This window comes from Oceaniferula marina (genome assembly GCF_013391475.1).
In the GTDB taxonomy this organism is placed as follows: domain Bacteria; phylum Verrucomicrobiota; class Verrucomicrobiia; order Verrucomicrobiales; family Akkermansiaceae; genus Oceaniferula; species Oceaniferula marina.
In genome coordinates this window covers 1-19,011 of the sequence record NZ_JACBAZ010000014.1, presented here as the reverse complement: position 1 = coordinate 19,011, position 19,011 = coordinate 1, and the positions used below count along the sequence as shown (strand labels likewise).

12 protein-coding genes are annotated in these 19,011 nt (G+C 54.6%); 8 read left to right on the top strand and 4 right to left on the bottom strand.

What is annotated here, in order from left to right:
• Positions 1-30: 30 nt before the first annotated feature.
• The gene (locus HW115_RS18135) at positions 31-1,335 is read right to left on the bottom strand and encodes a hypothetical protein (protein ID WP_178934752.1); all 1,305 of its coding nucleotides are present in this window, start codon (positions 1,333-1,335) and stop codon (positions 31-33) included.
• Between the two features lie 153 nt (positions 1,336-1,488).
• Between HW115_RS18135 and HW115_RS18130 the strand changes: the two genes are divergently transcribed.
• From HW115_RS18130 to HW115_RS18115, 4 genes are all read left to right on the top strand, one after another.
• A complete protein-coding gene (locus tag HW115_RS18130) occupies positions 1,489-3,141 on the top strand; it encodes an ATP-binding protein (protein WP_178934750.1) in 1,653 nt (550 codons plus the stop codon).
• A gap of 379 nt (positions 3,142-3,520) precedes the next feature.
• A complete protein-coding gene (locus HW115_RS18125; protein ID WP_178934749.1) occupies positions 3,521-4,078 on the top strand; it encodes a 3D domain-containing protein in 558 nt (185 codons plus the stop codon).
• 47 nt (positions 4,079-4,125) lie between these two features.
• Positions 4,126-4,752 carry an endonuclease III gene (gene nth / locus HW115_RS18120; protein WP_178934747.1) on the top strand — a complete coding sequence of 209 codons (627 nt, stop codon included), beginning with the start codon at positions 4,126-4,128 and terminating at the stop codon, positions 4,750-4,752.
• Positions 4,753-4,812: 60 nt separating this feature from the next.
• On the top strand, positions 4,813-8,763 hold the full coding sequence (locus HW115_RS18115) for a lamin tail domain-containing protein (RefSeq protein ID WP_319609415.1): 3,951 nt from the start codon (positions 4,813-4,815) through the stop codon (positions 8,761-8,763).
• A gap of 12 nt (positions 8,764-8,775) precedes the next feature.
• On the opposite strand, the gene HW115_RS18110 is transcribed toward HW115_RS18115, so the two are convergent.
• From HW115_RS18110 to HW115_RS18100, 3 genes are all read right to left on the bottom strand, one after another.
• Positions 8,776-9,243: a superoxide dismutase [Ni] gene (locus HW115_RS18110; protein WP_178934735.1), complete on the bottom strand. Its 468-nt coding sequence runs from the start codon at positions 9,241-9,243 to the stop codon at positions 8,776-8,778.
• Between the two features lie 127 nt (positions 9,244-9,370).
• Positions 9,371-9,784, bottom strand: a complete 414-nt coding sequence (locus tag HW115_RS18105) for a PaaI family thioesterase (RefSeq protein ID WP_178934733.1) — start codon at positions 9,782-9,784, stop codon at positions 9,371-9,373.
• A 22-nt stretch (positions 9,785-9,806) separates the two neighbouring features.
• Positions 9,807-10,613 carry a hypothetical protein gene (locus HW115_RS18100; protein ID WP_178934731.1) on the bottom strand — a complete coding sequence of 269 codons (807 nt, stop codon included), beginning with the start codon at positions 10,611-10,613 and terminating at the stop codon, positions 9,807-9,809.
• A gap of 266 nt (positions 10,614-10,879) precedes the next feature.
• Between HW115_RS18100 and mutL the strand changes: the two genes are divergently transcribed.
• The 4 genes from mutL to HW115_RS18080 form a co-directional block, all read left to right on the top strand.
• Positions 10,880-12,760: a DNA mismatch repair endonuclease MutL gene (mutL, locus tag HW115_RS18095; RefSeq protein ID WP_178934729.1), complete on the top strand. Its 1,881-nt coding sequence runs from the start codon at positions 10,880-10,882 to the stop codon at positions 12,758-12,760.
• Positions 12,761-12,794: 34 nt separating this feature from the next.
• Positions 12,795-14,669, top strand: a complete 1,875-nt coding sequence (locus tag HW115_RS18090; protein ID WP_178934727.1) for a DUF389 domain-containing protein — start codon at positions 12,795-12,797, stop codon at positions 14,667-14,669.
• Between the two features lie 264 nt (positions 14,670-14,933).
• On the top strand, positions 14,934-16,625 hold the full coding sequence (locus HW115_RS18085; RefSeq protein ID WP_178934725.1) for a 30S ribosomal protein S1: 1,692 nt from the start codon (positions 14,934-14,936) through the stop codon (positions 16,623-16,625).
• Positions 16,626-16,822: 197 nt separating this feature from the next.
• Positions 16,823-19,011 (top strand): alpha-mannosidase (locus HW115_RS18080; protein ID WP_178934723.1); only part of this gene is annotated, 2,189 nt, incomplete at its 3' end.

The window sequence follows — 19,011 nt, the reverse complement described above, 5'->3', positions numbered from 1 at the left end:
TGCCCCAAGCGATATCTGTTGGATGGGAGCCTACTTTTTGTAGACGCCCTCGTTGTACACATTTTCAATGGTTTGAATCCCTGCCTTTTCAAGTCCGGCCTTGGCCATCGGGGTAACTTTGCCTGTGATAACCAGCTTCCGTTGTTTGATTGGCATACCCGGAATTTGGTAGCTGCCGATCGCTGCGGAGAGTTTGGCCGCATCTGCCGACCAGGAACCGTAGTCGAGCTCCAAGGGAATGATCAGGCTTTGATCCTGGGTGTATGCGGCGGGCAGGCCGTAGAGGTTGAAGATGGTGAGGACCGGTGAGGATTTTTCGTGGTAAGCGCGCATGAGCTGGCTGATGCGTTGGAAGAAGATGCCGTCTGCTTCGCTACGTGCAGAGAGGCACATTTGAATGAAGGCGTCCCGTCCTCTGGCTTGGGGAATGTTGGAGAGCTCCTGAACAATGACGGTTTGTTGGGTTGGTGAGAGGTCGGGGGTGGCAAGAAAGGCCTCCAGCAGGTTTTCATTGATGCCCATCGCTTGGAGTGCGTCCCTGTTCTTGGCACTGAGGTCAACCGGGGAGTTGTCACGGATGCTTTCCGCAACCGTCGACGAGGTGGTTACTCCGGAAATCGCTGTGCCTGCGCCTCCGGGGATGGCGAGCATGCCGAGCTTGAGACCAAATTCTCCGGCAAAGGTGGCCCATGCCACATCGTCCAGTTTTTTCTGAAGTTCGGGGTTGGTGGAGTAGGGGTCGACCTTAAGGTCCCAGCAAAGTTTGCGTTTGGCTTTGGAGAACCCGAGCGCGGACTGGAAAGCGTTGTCTTCCTCCTTTGTTTTTTGTCCTTTGCGTTGGAACATTTCGCCCGCCCTATGGACAAAGCGCTTGGCTCCGTCTCCGATTTGTTGGGCGGTCCCTTTGGGGTCATCGATGAGGTTTTCCACCATGTGCAGCGGCATTTTAGCTGTGTTGGCGAGCGCTTTTTTGAACTCGTCTGATTTTTCAATTTTTGCCAGTGCGGCCATGGCATTGATTTCATGGATTCGTTTGGCGAGCAGGGCGTTGCCCTTGACGTGAAAGACACCGAAGTCAGACTGGATCGTGTACTGGTTGAGGAAACCGGCGGTGGGGATGTCTTCTGCGACGGTGTGGTGAGGCCCTTTGATGATTTCGGGTCTGAGGACTTCGCTTGCTTTCAGGACTGGGGTCGCTTCGACGGCCATCCCTGCTTGCTTGGCATTGGCTGCCGCTTCGGGGGAGGTGGGGGTAGGTGCCGGTAGTTGGGCCAGCAGGGGGGCTGGGGAAAGGGACAGGATCAGGGCAGTCAGGTGCAAACGTGGAGTTTTCATGATGATGGAGTTCTAACCTTATCATGAAGCTTTCGCAAGTAGGAATTGGCGGCTGTTGTTGGGAGTCTTTGATCGTTGGCGATTTAAAGTCTTGGCGGATCGGCGTTTTTTAAACTGACAAGCTGCAGGCTTTGCTGTTGGGTTTCATCTACGATGAAGATACCGACATGGGCAAGTGATGTGGTCAGCAGTTATGAAAGTGGCGCGGCCGGATGTTTCATTCTCCACGGGAATGTGAACGACCGCATGCTGGTTCCTGATCAGAAGGAGGCATCCGGAGTTTCTATGGGGGGCTTGCTTGATTTTGTGTTGGAGGTGTTGGTTCCTCGGTTCAATGTGGTTCTTAGTTACGATCCGGGGCAGGGCTTGCGCGTCGAGCGCGGTGGGGAGGTGTTTTCGCAATGGCCATCACAGAAAGAGGGGATGGATCTACCTAACGAACCACTGGCTGCCGTTCGCGTGCTCACCCATTATTTCAAATACTGCAAAAACCTTCAGGCCATGGGCGCAGAAAGCCCGAAAGTCGCGGTTGTGATCCGACAAGCGCATTTGATTTGTCCGCAGTTGCCTCATTCCCATAGTCATGAGTTAAATGCCATGGCGTCGATTTTACGTAGTTGGGCCGCCGAGATGCAGCTGCAGGAACACGGGCAGGCTGCCTTCTTAATCTCAGAGAATTTAAATGGACTCCATCCATTGGTCGCCCGTAGCCCGAGGGTCTGCGCTTTGGAAATTCCATTGCCGAGTCGTGATCAGATGGCATCGGGGCTGCGTTGGCTTTTGTCGCGTTGCCCGACGGCTTTGGCCCATTTCAAAGATGATGTCGAGCGCCCGGCTAACCGCTTGGCTGGCTCCACCTTGAGCTCGGTAGAGGTGCTGTTATTACGTCGGGAGCATGCCGGGTCTCCATTGGATGAAAAAGATCTATCCGAACTCAAACAGGCCTTGGTTGAGCGGGATTGTGGGGGGCTGATTGACTTCATCGAGCCGGATCGAGATTTTGATAGAGTCGTTGGGCTCGATGGCGTCAAACATTGGCTGCGCCAAGACATTGCCTTATGGCGGCAAGATAAGTTGGAGGCCATGCCGATGGGATACCTGTTCTGTGGGCCGGTCGGAACCGGGAAAACCTATCTGGTGGAATGTTTGGCGGGCGAAGCGGGGGTGCCCGTCGTGACTTTGAAAAACTTCCGTGACCGCTGGGTCGGAAGCACCGAAGAAAACCTGGAAAAGATTTTCTCCCTGCTGCATGCCCTCGGCCGTTGTATTGTTTTTATTGATGAGGCTGATCAGGCGCTTGGCAGACGGGCTGCCGGCAGTGGTGACAGTGGGGTCTCGAGCAGGGTCTATTCGATGATGGCCAAGGAAATGTCTGATACCCGTAATCGAGGGAAAATTCTCTGGGTTCTGGCGTCGAGCCGACCCGATCTGATCGAGGTGGATTTGAAACGCCCTGGCCGGATTGATGTCAAGGTTCCCTTGTTTCCGTGCGCGAATGCGGATGAAGCCTGGCAGCTCTTGCGAGCTTTGTGCCGGAGTCGGGGGATCGCATTGGGGGAGGAGGCCGATGCCTTGGTTGCCAAGATGCCCGAACTCATGACAGCCGGGGCCGCTGAAGCTCTTGCTGTCAAGGTGCAGAGGCTGATCATGGCTGAGGGTGTTGAGCCGCTTCAGGCCTTGGAACGCTGCCTGAATGGATACCTTCCACCGGTTTCTCCCGCGGTCATTCGGGCCCAGATTCAGTTGGCCGTTGATGAAGCTTCGGATCAGTCGTTTATTCCTGCTGAGTTTGATCAATGTGATTGATCCTAAAAGACTTGCGTTTGAATGCTTTGCGGTGGGTTGAAGTAAAAACTTGGAGAAAAGGATTGCCAATCTGGAGAGATTGCTGTAGAAATCAGCACTGGAATTACTACGTTTAGTTTGACTGTCCGGAAGAAGTGATCATACACAATTCAGGATCAAACGGAGGATCTGTTTGGTTCGGTTGCTTTTTCATACATATTTCATGTGACCGGGGCAGAGCTTAGTGTAGCTGATTTCAAGTAGAGTTTCCTGCCGGTAGATGGCATGAATGCTTGCCTTACCCTTACACGATTCACCCATACACCACATGATTAAGCAGTCCTTTATTTTCGGTCTCGGATGCCTATGCCTGGGCCTATTTACTAGTTGTTCATCCAATTTGGCGGTTAAAGAGGCGCACAATCCGGCGCTTCCAGCTCCTGTTTCCAGTCATGTGACGGCCAAGGCCCAGAAATTCCCCAAGGATAAACACGGCATGCCGAAATACCACAAGGCGTCTCACCGGACCCGTTTGGTAAGAACCACTTCCTTTTCCCACATGGAAAATGAGCCGGGAGCACCGGGGCGCTTGAATGCCAGCGGAGGAATATTAAAATATGGAACAGTGCGTAGTGCCGCGGCTGATTGGTCGGTGTATCCGCTTGGAACCACCTTCAAGATCAAGGGCCAGCCTCATACCTATGTGGTGGATGACTACGGATCTTCGCTCGTGGGAACCCACACCATTGATATCTTTAAGCCATCATTGAGCGGTATGCGTCACTGGGGCACCCGTCCTGCGGAAATCACCATTATTCAATGGGGGTCTTATGAGCGTAGCCTCAAGCTGCTGAAAGGCCGGACCCGCTACCCTCATTGTTACAAAATGTATGTTGGGTGTAAGCGCAAGCTGAACAGCGGCTTTGCCGGAGAAAGACCTGGATCGGGACGTTCATAACGGTTCCGGAATCCTTTGTCTCGATGGTTCCTACTCCTTGACGCTCTATGCTTGCCAAGAAGTCGGAGCGCGTTGACTACATTGTGCGCCGTCTTGAGGAGCTTTATCCCGAGACGCCGATTCCACTCGATCACCGGGATGCCTACACCTTGCTGGTGGCTGTGTTGCTGTCCGCCCAGTGTACGGATGCACGGGTGAATCTGGTGACCCCGGCTTTGTTTGACCTCGGTGCTACTCCGGAGGAGATGATGCGGGTTCCGGTGGAAGAGATCCAGTCGATCATTCGCCCTTGTGGATTGTCGCCGAGAAAGTCCAAGGCGATATCGGAGCTGTCCCGGATTTTGGTGGAACAGCATGGTGGGCAGGTTCCAGCGGATTTTGAGGCCTTGGAGGCGCTTCCGGGGGTTGGTCACAAAACGGCCTCGGTGGTAATGGCGCAGGCATTTGGCGTGCCCGCGTTTCCTGTGGATACCCATATTCATCGACTGGCCAAGCGGTGGCGTTTGTGTCCGGGTAAGAATGTGGAAGAGACGGAGCGTTATTTGAAACGTCTCTGCCCCGAGGAAAAATGGAACAAGCTGCATTTGCAGATCATCTTTTACGGTAGGGAGCATTGTTCCGCTCGTGGATGCGACGGAAAGTCGTGCGAAATTTGCCGATATTTGAATACTTGATTAGTTGTGGGATCTCGCTAAGATTCCAGCCCTATCGCCGTAGTTTATTACGGATTTTTGATGAAGAAGGGGGTATTAGGGCTGTTTTTTGTAATGTTGTCGCTTGGTTTTGCGTCAGCAGGGCTACGTATTTCCGAGTTTATGGCGGATAACGATTCAGGTATCCGGGACGAAGATGGTGACCGGAGCGATTGGATTGAAATTCATAATGATGGCTCCCAGGTGCTTGATTTGGCGGGATGGCATTTGACGGATGAATCATCGGATTTGGTCAAGTGGAGGTTTCCTTCGGTGCAGTTGGATGCGGGAGCATCCCTGCTGGTCTGGGCGTCATCAAAGGATCGTCGGGTATCGGGGAGTGAATTGCATACCAACTTCAAACTAAGCAAAGGGGGGGAGTATTTGGCGCTTGTGGCTCCTGACGGAGCAAGCGTGGAACATGCGTTTTCTCCGTCGTATCCTCCGCAGGTTGCTGATGTTTCGTATGGGATGTCATCTGGAGTGGTGACGAGCACGGTTGTGAGAGCTGGAGCGGAAGCCCAAGCGGGGGTGCCGTTGGATGCTTCGGATTTTGCCGGTCATTTTGCCGCTTGGAATTCTGATATTGCAGGGTCGTTTTCCTCATCGGGTTGGAGGACGGTGCATACTGGGGCTGGATACGATGCCAATTCTGGCTATGGATCATGGCTGGGTGCGGACGCGAACTTTCAATCTGACTTGCGCTACCAGACGTACTCGTTGTTTTTACGAGTCAAATTCCAACTGGATGACCCGGATGTGGTGTCAGAGCTCAAGCTTCGGATGCGCTGGGATGATGGCATGGTTGCTTATATCAACGGTGTCCGTGTCGCAAGTGATGCGGCCCCGGATGATTTATCCTGGAATGCCCAGGCAACGGCAAACCGGAATGAGTCCTTAAACGAAGACTGGACGACCTTCTCCATCGACCCTGCTCAGGTGGGATTACAGGAGGGAGAGAACCTTCTCGCTATTCAGTGTATGAATGTGACGCTTTCCAGTTCGGATCTGCTGATTTTGCCGGAGCTGGATGTGTTGATTCCCTCGGAGTCGACGGAATCCTTGTATTTTACATCACCTACTCCCGGCTCGATGAACGGCGGGGGATCCATCGATTTACCGCCTTTGGTCAGCGAGGTTACGGATGTTGTCGACCCCTTGCCGCTTGGTGGCCCAGCAAGTGTGCCAATCACGGTGCATGCGACGGTGAGTAAAACGATGCACAATGTGGAGACCGTTCGTTTGTATTACCGCAGGATGTTTGAACCTGAAGTGATGCTAACGATGCGGGATGCTGGAACCCAGGGGGATGTCTTGTCCGGTGATGGCATTTATACGGTCCAGATACCGACCGTGGATATGGCTTCAGGGGAAATGATGCGCTGGCGGGTGGAAGCTGAGGATGAGGAAGGCAATGTGATGGCCATGCCCCGTTATGCGGACCCGACGGATTCGGACCAGTACTTTGGAACGATTGCACATGACCCGTCGCTGGCGACTTCGAGCTTGCCGGTTTTACATTGGTTTATTGAGAATCCGTCAGCGGCAAATAGCCGAGGAGGTACGCGGGCATGTTATTATTATCTCGGCAGGTTTTATGACAATATCCAGGTGGACTTGCATGGCCAGACGACCAGCGGCTTTGGCAAAAAAAGTTACGACATCGATTTTAACAAAGGAAACCGATTTCTCTGGAAAGAGGGGGAAGGTGAGGTGAAGGACATCAATTTGCTCACCAACTGGGCGGATAAAACCAAAATGCGCAACACCTTGGCGTATGAAATTTTTAAGAAAGCGGGAGCGGCTCATCACTATGCTTTTCCTGTGAGGGTGCAGCAAAATGGCAGTTTTTTCAGTATCGCCGATATGGTGGAGGACGGAGACGACCGTTTTCTGGAGAGGATCGGGTTGGATGGCAATGGCGCTCTTTACAAGATGTATAATCGTTTGACTGGACCGGGGAGTAAGAAAACCAGGCTGGATGAGGGGAACGATGACATCAAGGCCTTGGTGGCTGCTTTAGATGAAAGCCGGTCCCAGAGCCTACGGCGCTTGTATGCCTACGATAACGTGGATATTCCGTCGACCGTGAATTATCTCGCCGGTTTGGTTTTGGCGGGCAGTCAGGATCAGGGGCATAAAAACTACTACGTCTACCGTGACAGCGATGGGACCGGGGAATGGATGCCGATTGTCTGGGATGTCGATCTGAGCCTTGGTCACGATTGGGGAGGGCAGGGGTATTTTGATGATGATCTCAACACCAATAATGTGCTGCAGCTCGGTGCGAGCAATCGACTGAAAACCTTGATTTGGGATTCCCCGGAATTGAATGCCATGTTTGTGCGTCGCGTTCGGACCTTAATGGATGAGATCTTGCAGGAATCCTCCACGCCATTGGCTGAGCGTTACTTCGAAAACCGTATTGATGCCCTGGCCGAGATGATGGACCCTGCTGGAGTGGCCAGCGGCGCCTCGGATGCGGATTTGGATTTTACGAAGTGGGGGTCGTGGCAGGACGGAGGTGGGTATTCTACTTCGGATGAGCATCGGATGCGGGCCCAAGCGGAGCGGTTGAAAAATGATTATTTACCAGGGCGCAGAGCTTATTTGTATTCTTCCGCTCCTGAGAGTGACGGCTTGAGTATCCCTGCCGCTCCGTCACCCTCTCCATTGGTTTCTCTGGATCTCTTGGATTTTAATCCTGAGAGTGGGAATCAGGCGGAGGAATATCTGGTATTGAAAAATTGGGGAGCTGAATCGCTGGACCTCAGTGGGTGGACACTGCGAGGAGCCGTGGAAATGACGATCAAGCCAGGAACGGTATTGCCCGCTGGTGACGGTGAGGCGGCATCCCAGTATCGCGGACTCTTGCATATCGCAAAAGAGGTGTCCGCTTTTCGTGCTCGTGCATCCGGTCCCACCGGAGGAGAATATCGCTTTATTCAAGGTGGTTACAGCGGTCAGTTATCTGCTCGCGGAGAAACGCTGGAGCTCTACGATGCCAAAGGCCGATTGGTTGACTCGATGACATATTCAGGGGCTCCGACGCCTGCGCAAGAGTCGTTGCGGGTGGTGGAAATCAACTATCACCCCGCAGATCCGTCGGCTGCTGAGCTTGAGGCTTTGCCCGGTGTGACGGCGGAGGATTTTGAGTGGTTGGAGTTGGTGAATATAGGCGCGGATGAACTTTCCCTGCAAGGGGCCCGATTCGATGAGGGCGTTGACTATGTTTTTTCTGCTGTCGTTGATCTGAGCCCGGGGGAACATCTTCTCTTGGTTAAAAACCAAGAGGCTTTTGTCCTTCGATATGGTAACCTGACGAATGTGTATGGCCCCTATGACGGCCAGTTAGCCAACGGCGGCGAGCGGCTCAAACTGGTTGATGTGAGCGGTGAGGAAATTCTCGACTTTTCTTGGAACGATAAGTGGTATCCTCCCAGTGACGGCGCTGGCTACACTCTGGTCATCCGTGATCCGTATTGCGATTTTCGGCGGTTCGACGAGGTGTCGAGTTGGGGGATTGGAGAGGTTGTGTCCGGCACTCCGGGGAGCGGCAATCGTGATTATTATGTGCACGTAGATGCCTGGCGCTATGAGCAGTTTAGTAAAGACGAGCGGGACGATACCTTGGTGTCATCTGACGACGCGGACCCGGACGGTGACGGGCGGTCGAACTGGAATGAGTATTGTTTTGGCACGGACCCACTTCGTGTAGATGAAGTGCGTCAGCGACTCTTGGCTTCCGAGGTGGCTGGAAATGAGGTGGCGGTCGTCGAGTTCAGCAGGCGAAGTAAAGCATTTGATATCGACTGGAGGCTGTTGGCCAGTTCGGATATGCAAACTTGGGAACCAGAGGCGTCCGGGTGGTTGGGTGATCCCGAAGCCGGAGGTCTTGGCTTGGAGCAGGTGATGCTGCACTCGAACACCCGGATGGATGCCGGGGGAGGATGTTATTTCAGGGTGCAGGCGCGACAGCGCTCAACACCCTGATAGAAGCTAAGCTTATTTTGCAGTGTAAGCTGTGGTGAAGGCATCAATGGCCTTGTGAAGTTTTTCCGCATTCCCGGTATCGGTGCCTTGTTTGCACTTCATTGCCAGGACAATGATTTCGTGGGACAGGGTGAGCTTTTTGAGATAGGACTCTTTGTTGCTTTCCTTTTCATCGAGCTTGAGTCGCTGCGCGAGAAAATACTGGCTCATGGTTTCCTGGATTTTGGTGGCGTGTTCTTCCTTGTTGTTGACCCAGCGAGTGAGCTGATTGGCGTTTTTATTCGCATCCTTGGACAGTTCGTTGATTTGTTGCATGGCCTTGGCGATGGTGGCCTGATGGGTGTGCAGATCTTTCAGAACGGTGTCATCAGAATAAATGCCGCAGGGAACCTGACAATGGGCGTCTACGGTCGTAGCGGAGGTAAAGGAGAAAATGGCTGCAGCAGCAGCGATGATATACGTGCTCGAGTGTGATTTCATAACCCCAACAGATTAAGCATGGATCCCGCATCCTGCACGTGGAAAATAGGACAGTATTTGTGAGTGTGGGGGATGGTTCTGGGGGGGGCGTTCCTGTGGCAGGCTATGGTTTTCGTCTTGGGGCGAATCAAGGCTTTGGTAGGAATTTACCGGTGGCCATTACATGACAGCGCCCTCCCTGCCTGAGCTGACTTTCCAAAAGAAAAAGCATTTTCCGTCGTTTGATGAGGCGGGTGTGAAGGTAGAGTGCCTGGTCGGGGCGAACCGTATCGTGGTAGCGGATTTGAAGATCAGCGGTGACGGCTACGATTCCGAGTGACATCATATAGCAGGTCATCGCTTCATCGATGAGCAGAGCCTGAATCCCCCCATGCAGGGTCTGCTGGTAGCTGGTCAGTGAGTTTCGGGGCTGCCAGCGGGCGACTAAACGTTGACCTGATAGCCTGAAATCCAGTCTGAGGTCCGGATGGTTGCAGGCGACACACTGTTGGTGATGTTTTTTGCGCAGCTGTTTCAGTTGTGCGAGTTCGGGTGTTTCCATGGTCTGGAGAAGGGAGATGGAATCAGGGGGCGGAGGCTGGTGCGGTGGACGCCGGGGCTTCAGCTTTCGGGATATCGCCGGAGAACAAGGGCAGGGGGGCGTGGAGATTGAGTTCCGTAGGTGGTGCCAGATCAAAGGGGCCGGCATGTGGCGGGCGGATTTTTTGTGCCAGACTCACGGCTGTGAGCCGAACGATGGTGTCGTCGTCTTCTTGCTCGACCTTGCTGACGTACAGCAGGGAGGCAAAATAGGGTGTGACGTCGAGTTCAATGTTGTCGCCTATGTGATATCCCTGATAGGACTCCGGGTAGGGGGTAGGGAAAAGGATTTCGATAATGACCGGGTAGGGGGCGATTTTATTGTATTCGTCAGGTTGTAAGTAGGATCGCAGCTGAATGGCGAACCCTTCATTCATGATGTCCTCATCGGTGAGTTTGCGGGTATTGGTTACGCGGTAGGGGCCGACCAGGTAGGAGCAAAATGTGTTGGTTCTGAAGTTGGTGAGGTAGCTATGCAGCAGGCTACGGTTGACGGTTGCAAGCTCCTCGTCGCTGAATTCGAGGTAGCTGTTGCGAAGCACTGGCGCGGGACTGGATGGTAGGCTGGGTGCGGTTTGAGAGGTGTAGGCCTTATGCTCCGGCAGGCGTCCTACTTTTTTCAAAATTTCGTAATTGCGAGGGATTTCAGGAGCGCTGAAAATGGCGATACAGAGTGACCAGCTGAGAAACGCAAAGCAGGATGCTACAATAAAGCCGAGAAACCACCAGAAGTAGGGTGGGCGTCGGGCGGCCATGCGTTCAAGCCATGTAGGTTCCGGATCTTTGGACATGATGAGGGATGCGTAAGTTGGCGTGAGAGGCAGGAATCAAAATTCAGGAGGAATGAAGCTTGCCGCTGAGGGGGCAGTCAAGGCATGCTTTCCCGGACGGCGGGGGTATCCTAGACGGATGCGGGCCAGGCTGCCAGCAATAGTTTTTGCGGTGCGTGGTTTCGTCCGGATTGTATGCCTGTGTCTACGTTCTAGCCTGTCACCAGCTGATTTCTAATACGGCGGCGGCTTCCTTTACATTGTCTTTTTCATCCTTTTTCCATCCCGTGTCTAAAATTCAAATTCTCGATGATACCTTGGCCAGTCAGGTCGCTGCCGGCGAGGTGGTCGAACGCCCCGCCAGTGTGGTCAAAGAGTTGGTGGAAAACAGCCTCGATGCCGGAGCCCGTCATGTGACGGTCGAAATTCAGCGAGGTGGCACGGCTTTGGTCAAAGTGACCGATGACGGGTGTGGCATGAGTCGGGAGGATGCCATGTTGTCCTTGGAGCGTCATGCAACCAGTAAATTGAAGACCAGTGAGCAATTGTCTTCGATCATGACGCTTGGGTTTCGAGGTGAGGCCGTTCCAAGCATTGCCAGTGTTGCCCGCTTTCGTTTGGCCACCTGCGAACAGGGTGCGGTGACGGGAACCGAGATTTGTGTCGATGGCGGAACCTTGCGGGATGTCCGTGAGGCCGGTGTGCCGTCGGGCACGTGTATCGAGGCCAAGCAGTTGTTTTTTAATGTTCCGGCAAGGCGGAAATTCTTGCGAGCCGAGACAACGGAGTCGGCACATGTGGAGCACCAGGTTCGACTTCATGCGCTTGCGGCCCCTGAGGTTCGCTTCACCTTGATCAAAGACGGGCGGGTCGCTTTTGATTTGCCCGGAACCAAAGATTGGAGGGTGCGTATTTCCGGCCTGGCCGGGACGGAAGCTGCCGGAAAACTCATCGAAGTCGCCCGACAATCCCGACCTGGTATGTCCGTGCGCGGTTATGTTTTACCCAGTGATTATGCCCGCAAGGGAAGACGTCAGCAGTTTGTGTTTTTGAATGGCCGCCCGATTGAGGACGCCGCCATCACCCGGGCCTTGCGGGACGGGTTCCGGGGGGCAATCCAAGAGGGAACTCACCCCGCCGCTTGGATGTGGATTGAAATGGACCCAAGTCTGGTGGATGTCAACGTGCACCCGGCTAAGCGGGAGGTCCGTTTTCACCGACCACACGACATCCGTAATCTGATTGCCGAGTCCGTTGAGTCGGCCTTACGTCCTTCTGACTCTGTGCATTTGAGCCCAAGGGACCGTCAAGTGGATGCTACCGCTGTCGGTGGGCTGGGGAAATCTGAGCCTAGGAGGGAGGCATCTCAGGATGTGTCCCGTACCAGGGGGGGATTAGAGCAGGCAGATCTCTCTGCAAAACTGGAGCCGGGTGATTCCTCCGTGCAGGTAGAAGCAGGAGTTCATCCGGACAAGGAGGTTGGCCGTTCGCAGTCTGTTCCGCCAGCCATGACACCTCCTGCAGCCTCGGCCTTTGATCAAGCCAGAGAGCGGCAGTCGGAGCTGGGGGATCCGGGTGGAAGGCAGCTTGTGCAGCAGCCTGAATTTGAATTGATTGGGCCCTTGCACGACCGATACGTTGTTCTTCAGGGGGATGAGGGGGTTGTATTGTTAGATCCCGTGGCGGCTCGCGAGCGCGTGGTGTATGAGGATCTGTTGAAAGGTGCTGAAGGTGGTGGGGTAAGTTCCCAGGGACTGCTGGTGCCGGAGTTGTTGGAGTTGGATGTGCTTGATGCGGATTTGGTGTTACGTCACCAGAGCCACTTTGCCGATGCGGGGATGACCGTGGAATCCTTTGGCGGGAGTACCGTGAAAATCAGCAGCATGCCATCATTTTTGGAGCTGTCGGATATTCACGCATTCCTGCATGAACTGGTGCATGAGTTGCATGAAACGGCAGGGACACGAAAAGGGAAGGCGCTTGCTTTTGAGGCATTTGCCGCGGGGGTCGCCCGTCGCGTCGGGCGTCATGAACCGTGCCGGATCGATCATGCCCAAGTTCTTCTGGATGCCATGTTTGCCTGCGATTTGCCCTACTGCACGCCCGATGGACGCCCCACCTTGGTGCACATTTCCCTGAATGAGTTGGACCGGAAGTTTGGGAAATGATCGACGGGTTAGGACTATCATCGATTCATGTCATATGCTGCTGATTATTCGTAAACAAGCCGAGGCTTTGGCGATGACCCGCTGGGGAATGAGGATTGCACAGGCTACCAAGAAGCCGCTTCATCTCCTTTGGGTGGAATCTGGAAACGAGGAGTGTGATGGAGATGTTCCTTGGTTGGATTGGAGCGAAGCCTTGTCACAGGATGCCGAGCATTGGGGGTGCCTTGAACCGGCGATGGCGGCCGCAGCCAACCCACCTGAGGGATCAAGCGAAGACTGCGACATTCGCTTGTGCAGAGTGGAGTGCCGGAGTCGGCATCGTGCGGTGCTTGCTGTCGAACGTAAGTTGTCTCCTGAGTTGTTGGTTGTCGGGCGACACGATTCGACCAAGGACGGTTCAATGACGGGGAAGTTGGCGCGCGAACTTTTGGATGAGGCGTTTAGCACGGTATTGGTGCTTCGTTTAGGGGAGGTTGGGAATGGTGCTTCGGGCGGTTCTGGGCGCGATGATTTGTCATCACCTGGGATTTTGGTTCCTTGTGCCGGTGGGCGCCATTCCAGACGGGGGATGAAGTTGGCTGCGAGGATTGCGGGTAGTGCGGCCACGGCATTTTACGTTTGCGAGGATGCGGGTGAGCTTTCGATGGAGGTGGGGTATGAATCGCTGCGGCGAAGTTTGCGTCGTGCCGGGGTGACTTCCGAGGAGGTGACCCCCAAGGTTGTGTTGTCTGACGATGTCTCCGAAGCCATACAATGCGAGCTCCGCTCCGGGGATTATGGGCTGATGTTGATCGGAGCCGCTGGTGGCGGAACCTTGCGACGGAAGTTGTTCGGAACGGTGCCGGAGAGATTGATCCAGGGGCCGGAGGGCGTGAGTATCGGGGTGATTCGGGCATCGCGCCCGGCAGGGCACAGGATGCGGGAACGGTTGGGAGATATGATGAGTCTGAGTATTCCTCAGCTTAAGAGGGAGGAAAGGATTCAGTTGTTTGCTGAAATTGATGGGAAGGCCAGGTGGAGCTTTGATTTTGCGGTGTTGATGGTCATGGCCACCTGCATTGCAGGCTTGGGCTTGCTTGCTGACAGTGGTGCCGTGGTGATCGGCGCGATGCTGGTCGCTCCTTTAATGACGCCTTTATTGGGTGGAGGTCTGGCGGTGGTGCAAGGAAATTGGCCGCTGTGGAAGCAATGTCAGAAGTCGGTTTTACTCGGGTTTTTAAGTGCCTTGCTTATAGGTGTCTTGCTGGGAGGGCTTGCCAGAAGCATGGGCCTTGGGGTGACGGATGAGTTATTGGCTCGAGGGGAGCCCACGCTGCTGGATCTGGGCGTTGCTTTCATTTCCGGTCTTGCCGCTTCCTATTGTTTGGCGAGGCCCAAACTTACAGGGGCTTTGGCCGGAGTCGCGATTGCGGCCGCTCTGGTTCCTCCGATTGCGACCACGGGGATTTGTCTTTCTCTTGGGGAGTCCGGCGTGGCTAAAGGAGCCGCCTTATTGTTTGGAACCAACGTGGTGGCGATCGTACTCGGCTCCTCGATTAATTTTCTACTGGCCGGGGTGCGAGGCAGAAGCTCGACTCCACGGCTGTGGGCGCAGCGTCTGGCTATTTTGCTGGCCTTGCTGTGCGCCGGCTTGTCCGTGCCCTTGGCCTCGGTTTTGGTCGGTAAGGCCAGCCGGAAGGAGCCGGTTGAAATGGCTGTGCAGGGGGTGCTGGAGACTCACGGTTACCGACTGGTCGGGGTGCACTGGTTACGGCCGAAGGGCGGGGAGCGGGTGCTTGAACTTCATTTGGAGGGAGCTGGATTTCCCTCCGAAGAAACCATGGAAATGCTGCGCGAGGCCGTGCAAACCCGCTATGGAAAGCCGGTAAATCTACGGATTCGACTGTCTTGGGTCAGGGAAATATCATGAAATCGGCTGTTTGTTTTGGTAAGTTGCTGATAATCAGGGAATTGTGATTTTTTTCTTTTTGTGTGATCTTGATGCATTCTTCTTGCCAAGTGGAGGTTTTTTAGTAATGTCCCGCCTCCGCTTTTCTTTCAGCCGGTGGGTGTTGGCGCCCCGCTACCGCCGGTTTTGCATGGGGCAACGCCAATGAAAGGCCGCAAGGTCGATCTGATTGGCACAGTGGAAAGAAATTAACCAAGGAACCTAACCTAAACCAAACAAACCAATATGACTGCTACAGCAGAACTGGAAACTTTGATCGATTCAAAGTTCCGCTCATTCGAAGAAGGTGCCGTTGTCAACGGAACCATCATCGCAATCAAACCCCAAGTGATCCTCGTCGACATCGGATACAAGTCCGAAGGCGCCATTCCGGTAGCCGAATTCGAAGACGAAGAGATCGAAGTTGGTGATGAAGTCGAAGTGCTTCTCATGAAACTTGAAAACGACGAAGGCATGGTCGTGCTCTCCAAAGAGAAAGCCGCTCATCGCAAGAACTGGGAAAAAATCGTCGAAGTTTACCACGACGGAGGACTCGTCAAGGGCAAGATCAAAGGCGCCGTCAAGGGTGGCCTCATGGTCAATGTCGGTGTCGAAGCATTCCTTCCCGGCTCCCAGGTCGATATCATTCCTCCCAAGGACCTCAACGAGTATATCGGCAAAGTCTACGAATTTAAGATTGTTAAGGTCAACGACGACCGCAAGAACATCGTTATTTCACGCCGTGAGGTGATCGAAAGCGAGCGTGCAGAAATGCGTCAGAAGTTCCTCCAGAGCGTCAAGGTTGGCGATCGTGTCGAAGGACAGGTCAAGAACATCACCGACTTTGGTGCCTTTGTTGATCTGCAGGGCATGGACGGCCTGCTCCACGTAACGGACATGAGCTGGGGACGTATCAGCCACCCAAGTGCCCTTGTTCACATCGGACAGACTCTCGAGGTTCTCATCCTCGACGTCGACCGCGAAAAAGAGCGCGTTTCTCTCGGCATCAAGCAGATGGAAGACAACCCATGGGAAGACATCGAAGGTCGTTACCCAATCGGCACCGAGGTGACCGGCAAGGTGACCAAGCTTCTTCCATACGGTGCCTTCATCGAGATGGAGAGCGGTGTGGAAGGTCTCGTTCACGTATCCGAGCTTTCTTGGGTCAAGCGTATCAACCGTCCGAGCGACGTGTTGGAACTCGACCAGGAAATCAAGGCTGTCGTGCTTGGTATCAGCATCGAGGAACAGAAGATTTCCCTCGGCGTTCGCCAGCTCGAGGCAAACCCATGGGAAGAGCTCGAAGCCAAGTACCCAATCGGCACTCTGGTCAAGGGCGAGGTTCGCAACCTCACAGCATACGGTGCCTTCATCGGTATGGAAGAGGGAATCGATGGAATGATTCACGTTTCCGACCTGTCCTGGACCCGCAAGATCAACCACCCAAGCGAGATCATCAAGAAGGGCGACGAAGTCGAAGCCATCGTGCTCAGCATCGACAAGGAAAACCAGCGTGTTTCCCTTGGCGTCAAGCAGCTTGAGGGTGATCCATGGTCCGAGATTGAGAACAGCTTCAAGGTCGGTGACCTGGTCAAGGGAGCCGTTGCCAAGATCGCTAGCTTCGGTGCCTTTGTGAACCTTGAGAATGACATCGACGGATTGATCCACATTTCCCAGCTTGCTGAAGGACACGTGGAGAAAGTCAAGGACGTCATCAAGGTGGGTGACGAGATTGAAGCCCGCGTGATCAAGGTGGACAAAGTCGAGCGTCGTATCGGTCTTTCCATCAAGGCTGTCAACTACGACCCGGATCAGCTTCAGAAGGAGTCCGCATCCTTCGAGACCCTCCGCCCGAGCGGAGACCTTGTTGGACTGGAGCACGCCTTCAACCTGGCATCTTCCGGTTCTTCCGAAGAGTGGAGCCCGAGCGAAGACTAAGTCTCCGCTACGATCATTCGATCCTGTATTTAATCACACGCCGTCGGGAGTTTTCCCGGCGGCGTTTTTTTATCGTTTACGATGTGACGTGACCGATTGTTGAGTTCTGGGTCCGTTATTGCAGTGCCTGTCTCCTGAAAACACATGCCATTCATCCTTGTGCGCGGTTGGCGGACGGGCATAGTTGGGGCCCAGATATGGAAAAGTTACCTAGAGTATTTGAAGAGAGAATTGCTGTAGCCGGTGGGCGTATCATCGAGCCGTTTCTCTATCCTGAAAAATCGCCGATGAACATCGAGGCAATGGCGGTTGGAGGTGAGCCGATTCCTTACGAGGAAGCGATCCAGAGACCCTTTACGCCTTTTGCCGAAGGTGACAAATGGGGCTCGAAGTGGGATACTGTGTGGTTTCATTTTACAGGGGTGGTTCCTGCAGGATGGAATGGTCAATCGGTAGTGGCTTTGATTAATCTGAGTTTTGAGGAAGGTGAGGGCTTTGGCCGTGAGGGCTTGGTTTATATGGACGGCAAGCCAGTGATTGCGGTGAATCGCAATCGCTCCGCAGTGCCGCTGATGGATTGTGCCCAAGGCGGTGAGAAGATTGATTTTTATGTGGAAGCTGCAGCTAACCCGGTGGCCCAGATGTTCTGGGGCGATGGCGATTTGTTGATGCCTGATTATGAAGGGGAGTCATTATTTGTTTTGAAGCAGGCACAGCTTGCAACCTACAACCCGGAGGCCTTCCAACTGAAGATGGACTTCGAGGCCTGCCGCCAGGCGATGATGGAGCTTCCCGAAAACGAAGCACGCCGCGGCCAACTTCTGCGGGCCCTGAATAAAACCTGTGACGTGCTCGACCTCGGCGACCCCGGTTGTATCGCTCCGGCCCGTGCCGAGCTCGCCCCCGTGCTCGCCAAAAAAAATGGAGACACCGTGCACAAAATCTCCGCCGTGGGACACGCCCACATCGATACCGCCTGGGTCTGGCCGCTGCGCGAAACCATCCGCAAGTGCGCCCGCACGTTTACCACGGCTTTGCGCTACATGGAAACCCATCCGGACTACCGCTTCGTTTGCTCCCAGCCGCAGCAGTATGCCTGGATGAAGCAATACTACCCGAGCATCTACGAGGACATCAAAGTGGCTATCAAACGAGGCCAGTGGGAAACTGTCGGCGGTATGTGGATCGAGGCCGACTGCAACATCACCTCCGGTGAGTCGCTGGTGCGCCAGTTCATCCATGGGAAAAACTTCTACCAGGAGGAGTTCGGCATCGAGGTCAAGGATCTGTGGCTGCCCGACGTCTTCGGCTACGCCGCGGCCCTTCCCCAGATCTTGCAGAAGTCCGGGATCGACTGGTTCCTCACCCAGAAAATTTCCTGGAGTGATACAAACAGATTTCCGCATCACACGTTTTACTGGGAGGGGCTGGACGGCTCCCGGATCTTCACCCACTTCCCGCCGGTGGATACCTACAACTGCCAGATGACAGCGGCAGAAATGAAACGCTCCGAGCACAACTTCCAGGAAAACGACCGCGCGACCCGTGCGCTGGTGCCCTTCGGCCATGGCGACGGCGGTGGCGGACCGAGCCTCGAGCACATTGAGCTGGCCCGGCGCTGGGAGGACTTTGAAGGGGTGCCCCAGGTGGAAATGACCAGCGTGCTGGACTTTTTTGACAAGTGCAAGGAGGACGCGGTGGATCCACCGGTCTGGCGAGGCGAACTTTACCTCGAACTGCACCGTGGCACGCTGACCAGCCAGGCTTACACCAAGTACATGAACCGGAAATGTGAGTTGATGCTGCGCGACGCCGAATTCCTCCAGGTGATGGCACAACGGGTCAACCCGGGTGCTCTGCTCGGCGAGGATCCGGTGGCGGCGGATGACCGCCCGGTCTGGGATGTTCCGGCCCACATTGCCGAAAAAGACGGCGACGTCACAGCGATGGCCATGGACCGTGCGTGGAAGACACTTCTCTTGAATCAGTTCCACGACATCATCCCGGGATCGTCGATCCACTGGGTGTATGAGGATGTTAAAATCGATTACCCGAACGTCGCCAAGGTGGCAGCCGCCGTGCGTGATGCCGCGGCAGCACGGATTGTGGAAAAGGTCGACACCAGCGGCGTGGAGAACCCTGTCGTGGTGTTCAACACTCTGGCCCAGGAACGTCAGGAAGTGGTGGAACTACCAAATGGAGAACTGACCTACGCCGAAGTGCCGCAGTGCGGGTACAGCGTGCAATCGGCCGACCCGGGACTTCCTGAGGGAGTGTCCCCGACCCGTGTGGTCGCCGGAGGTGACGGCTATGTCCTCAATAACGGCCTGCTCGAGGTCAAGATTGACTCCAGAGGGCTGGTCACAGGCATGCTCGACCTTGAAAA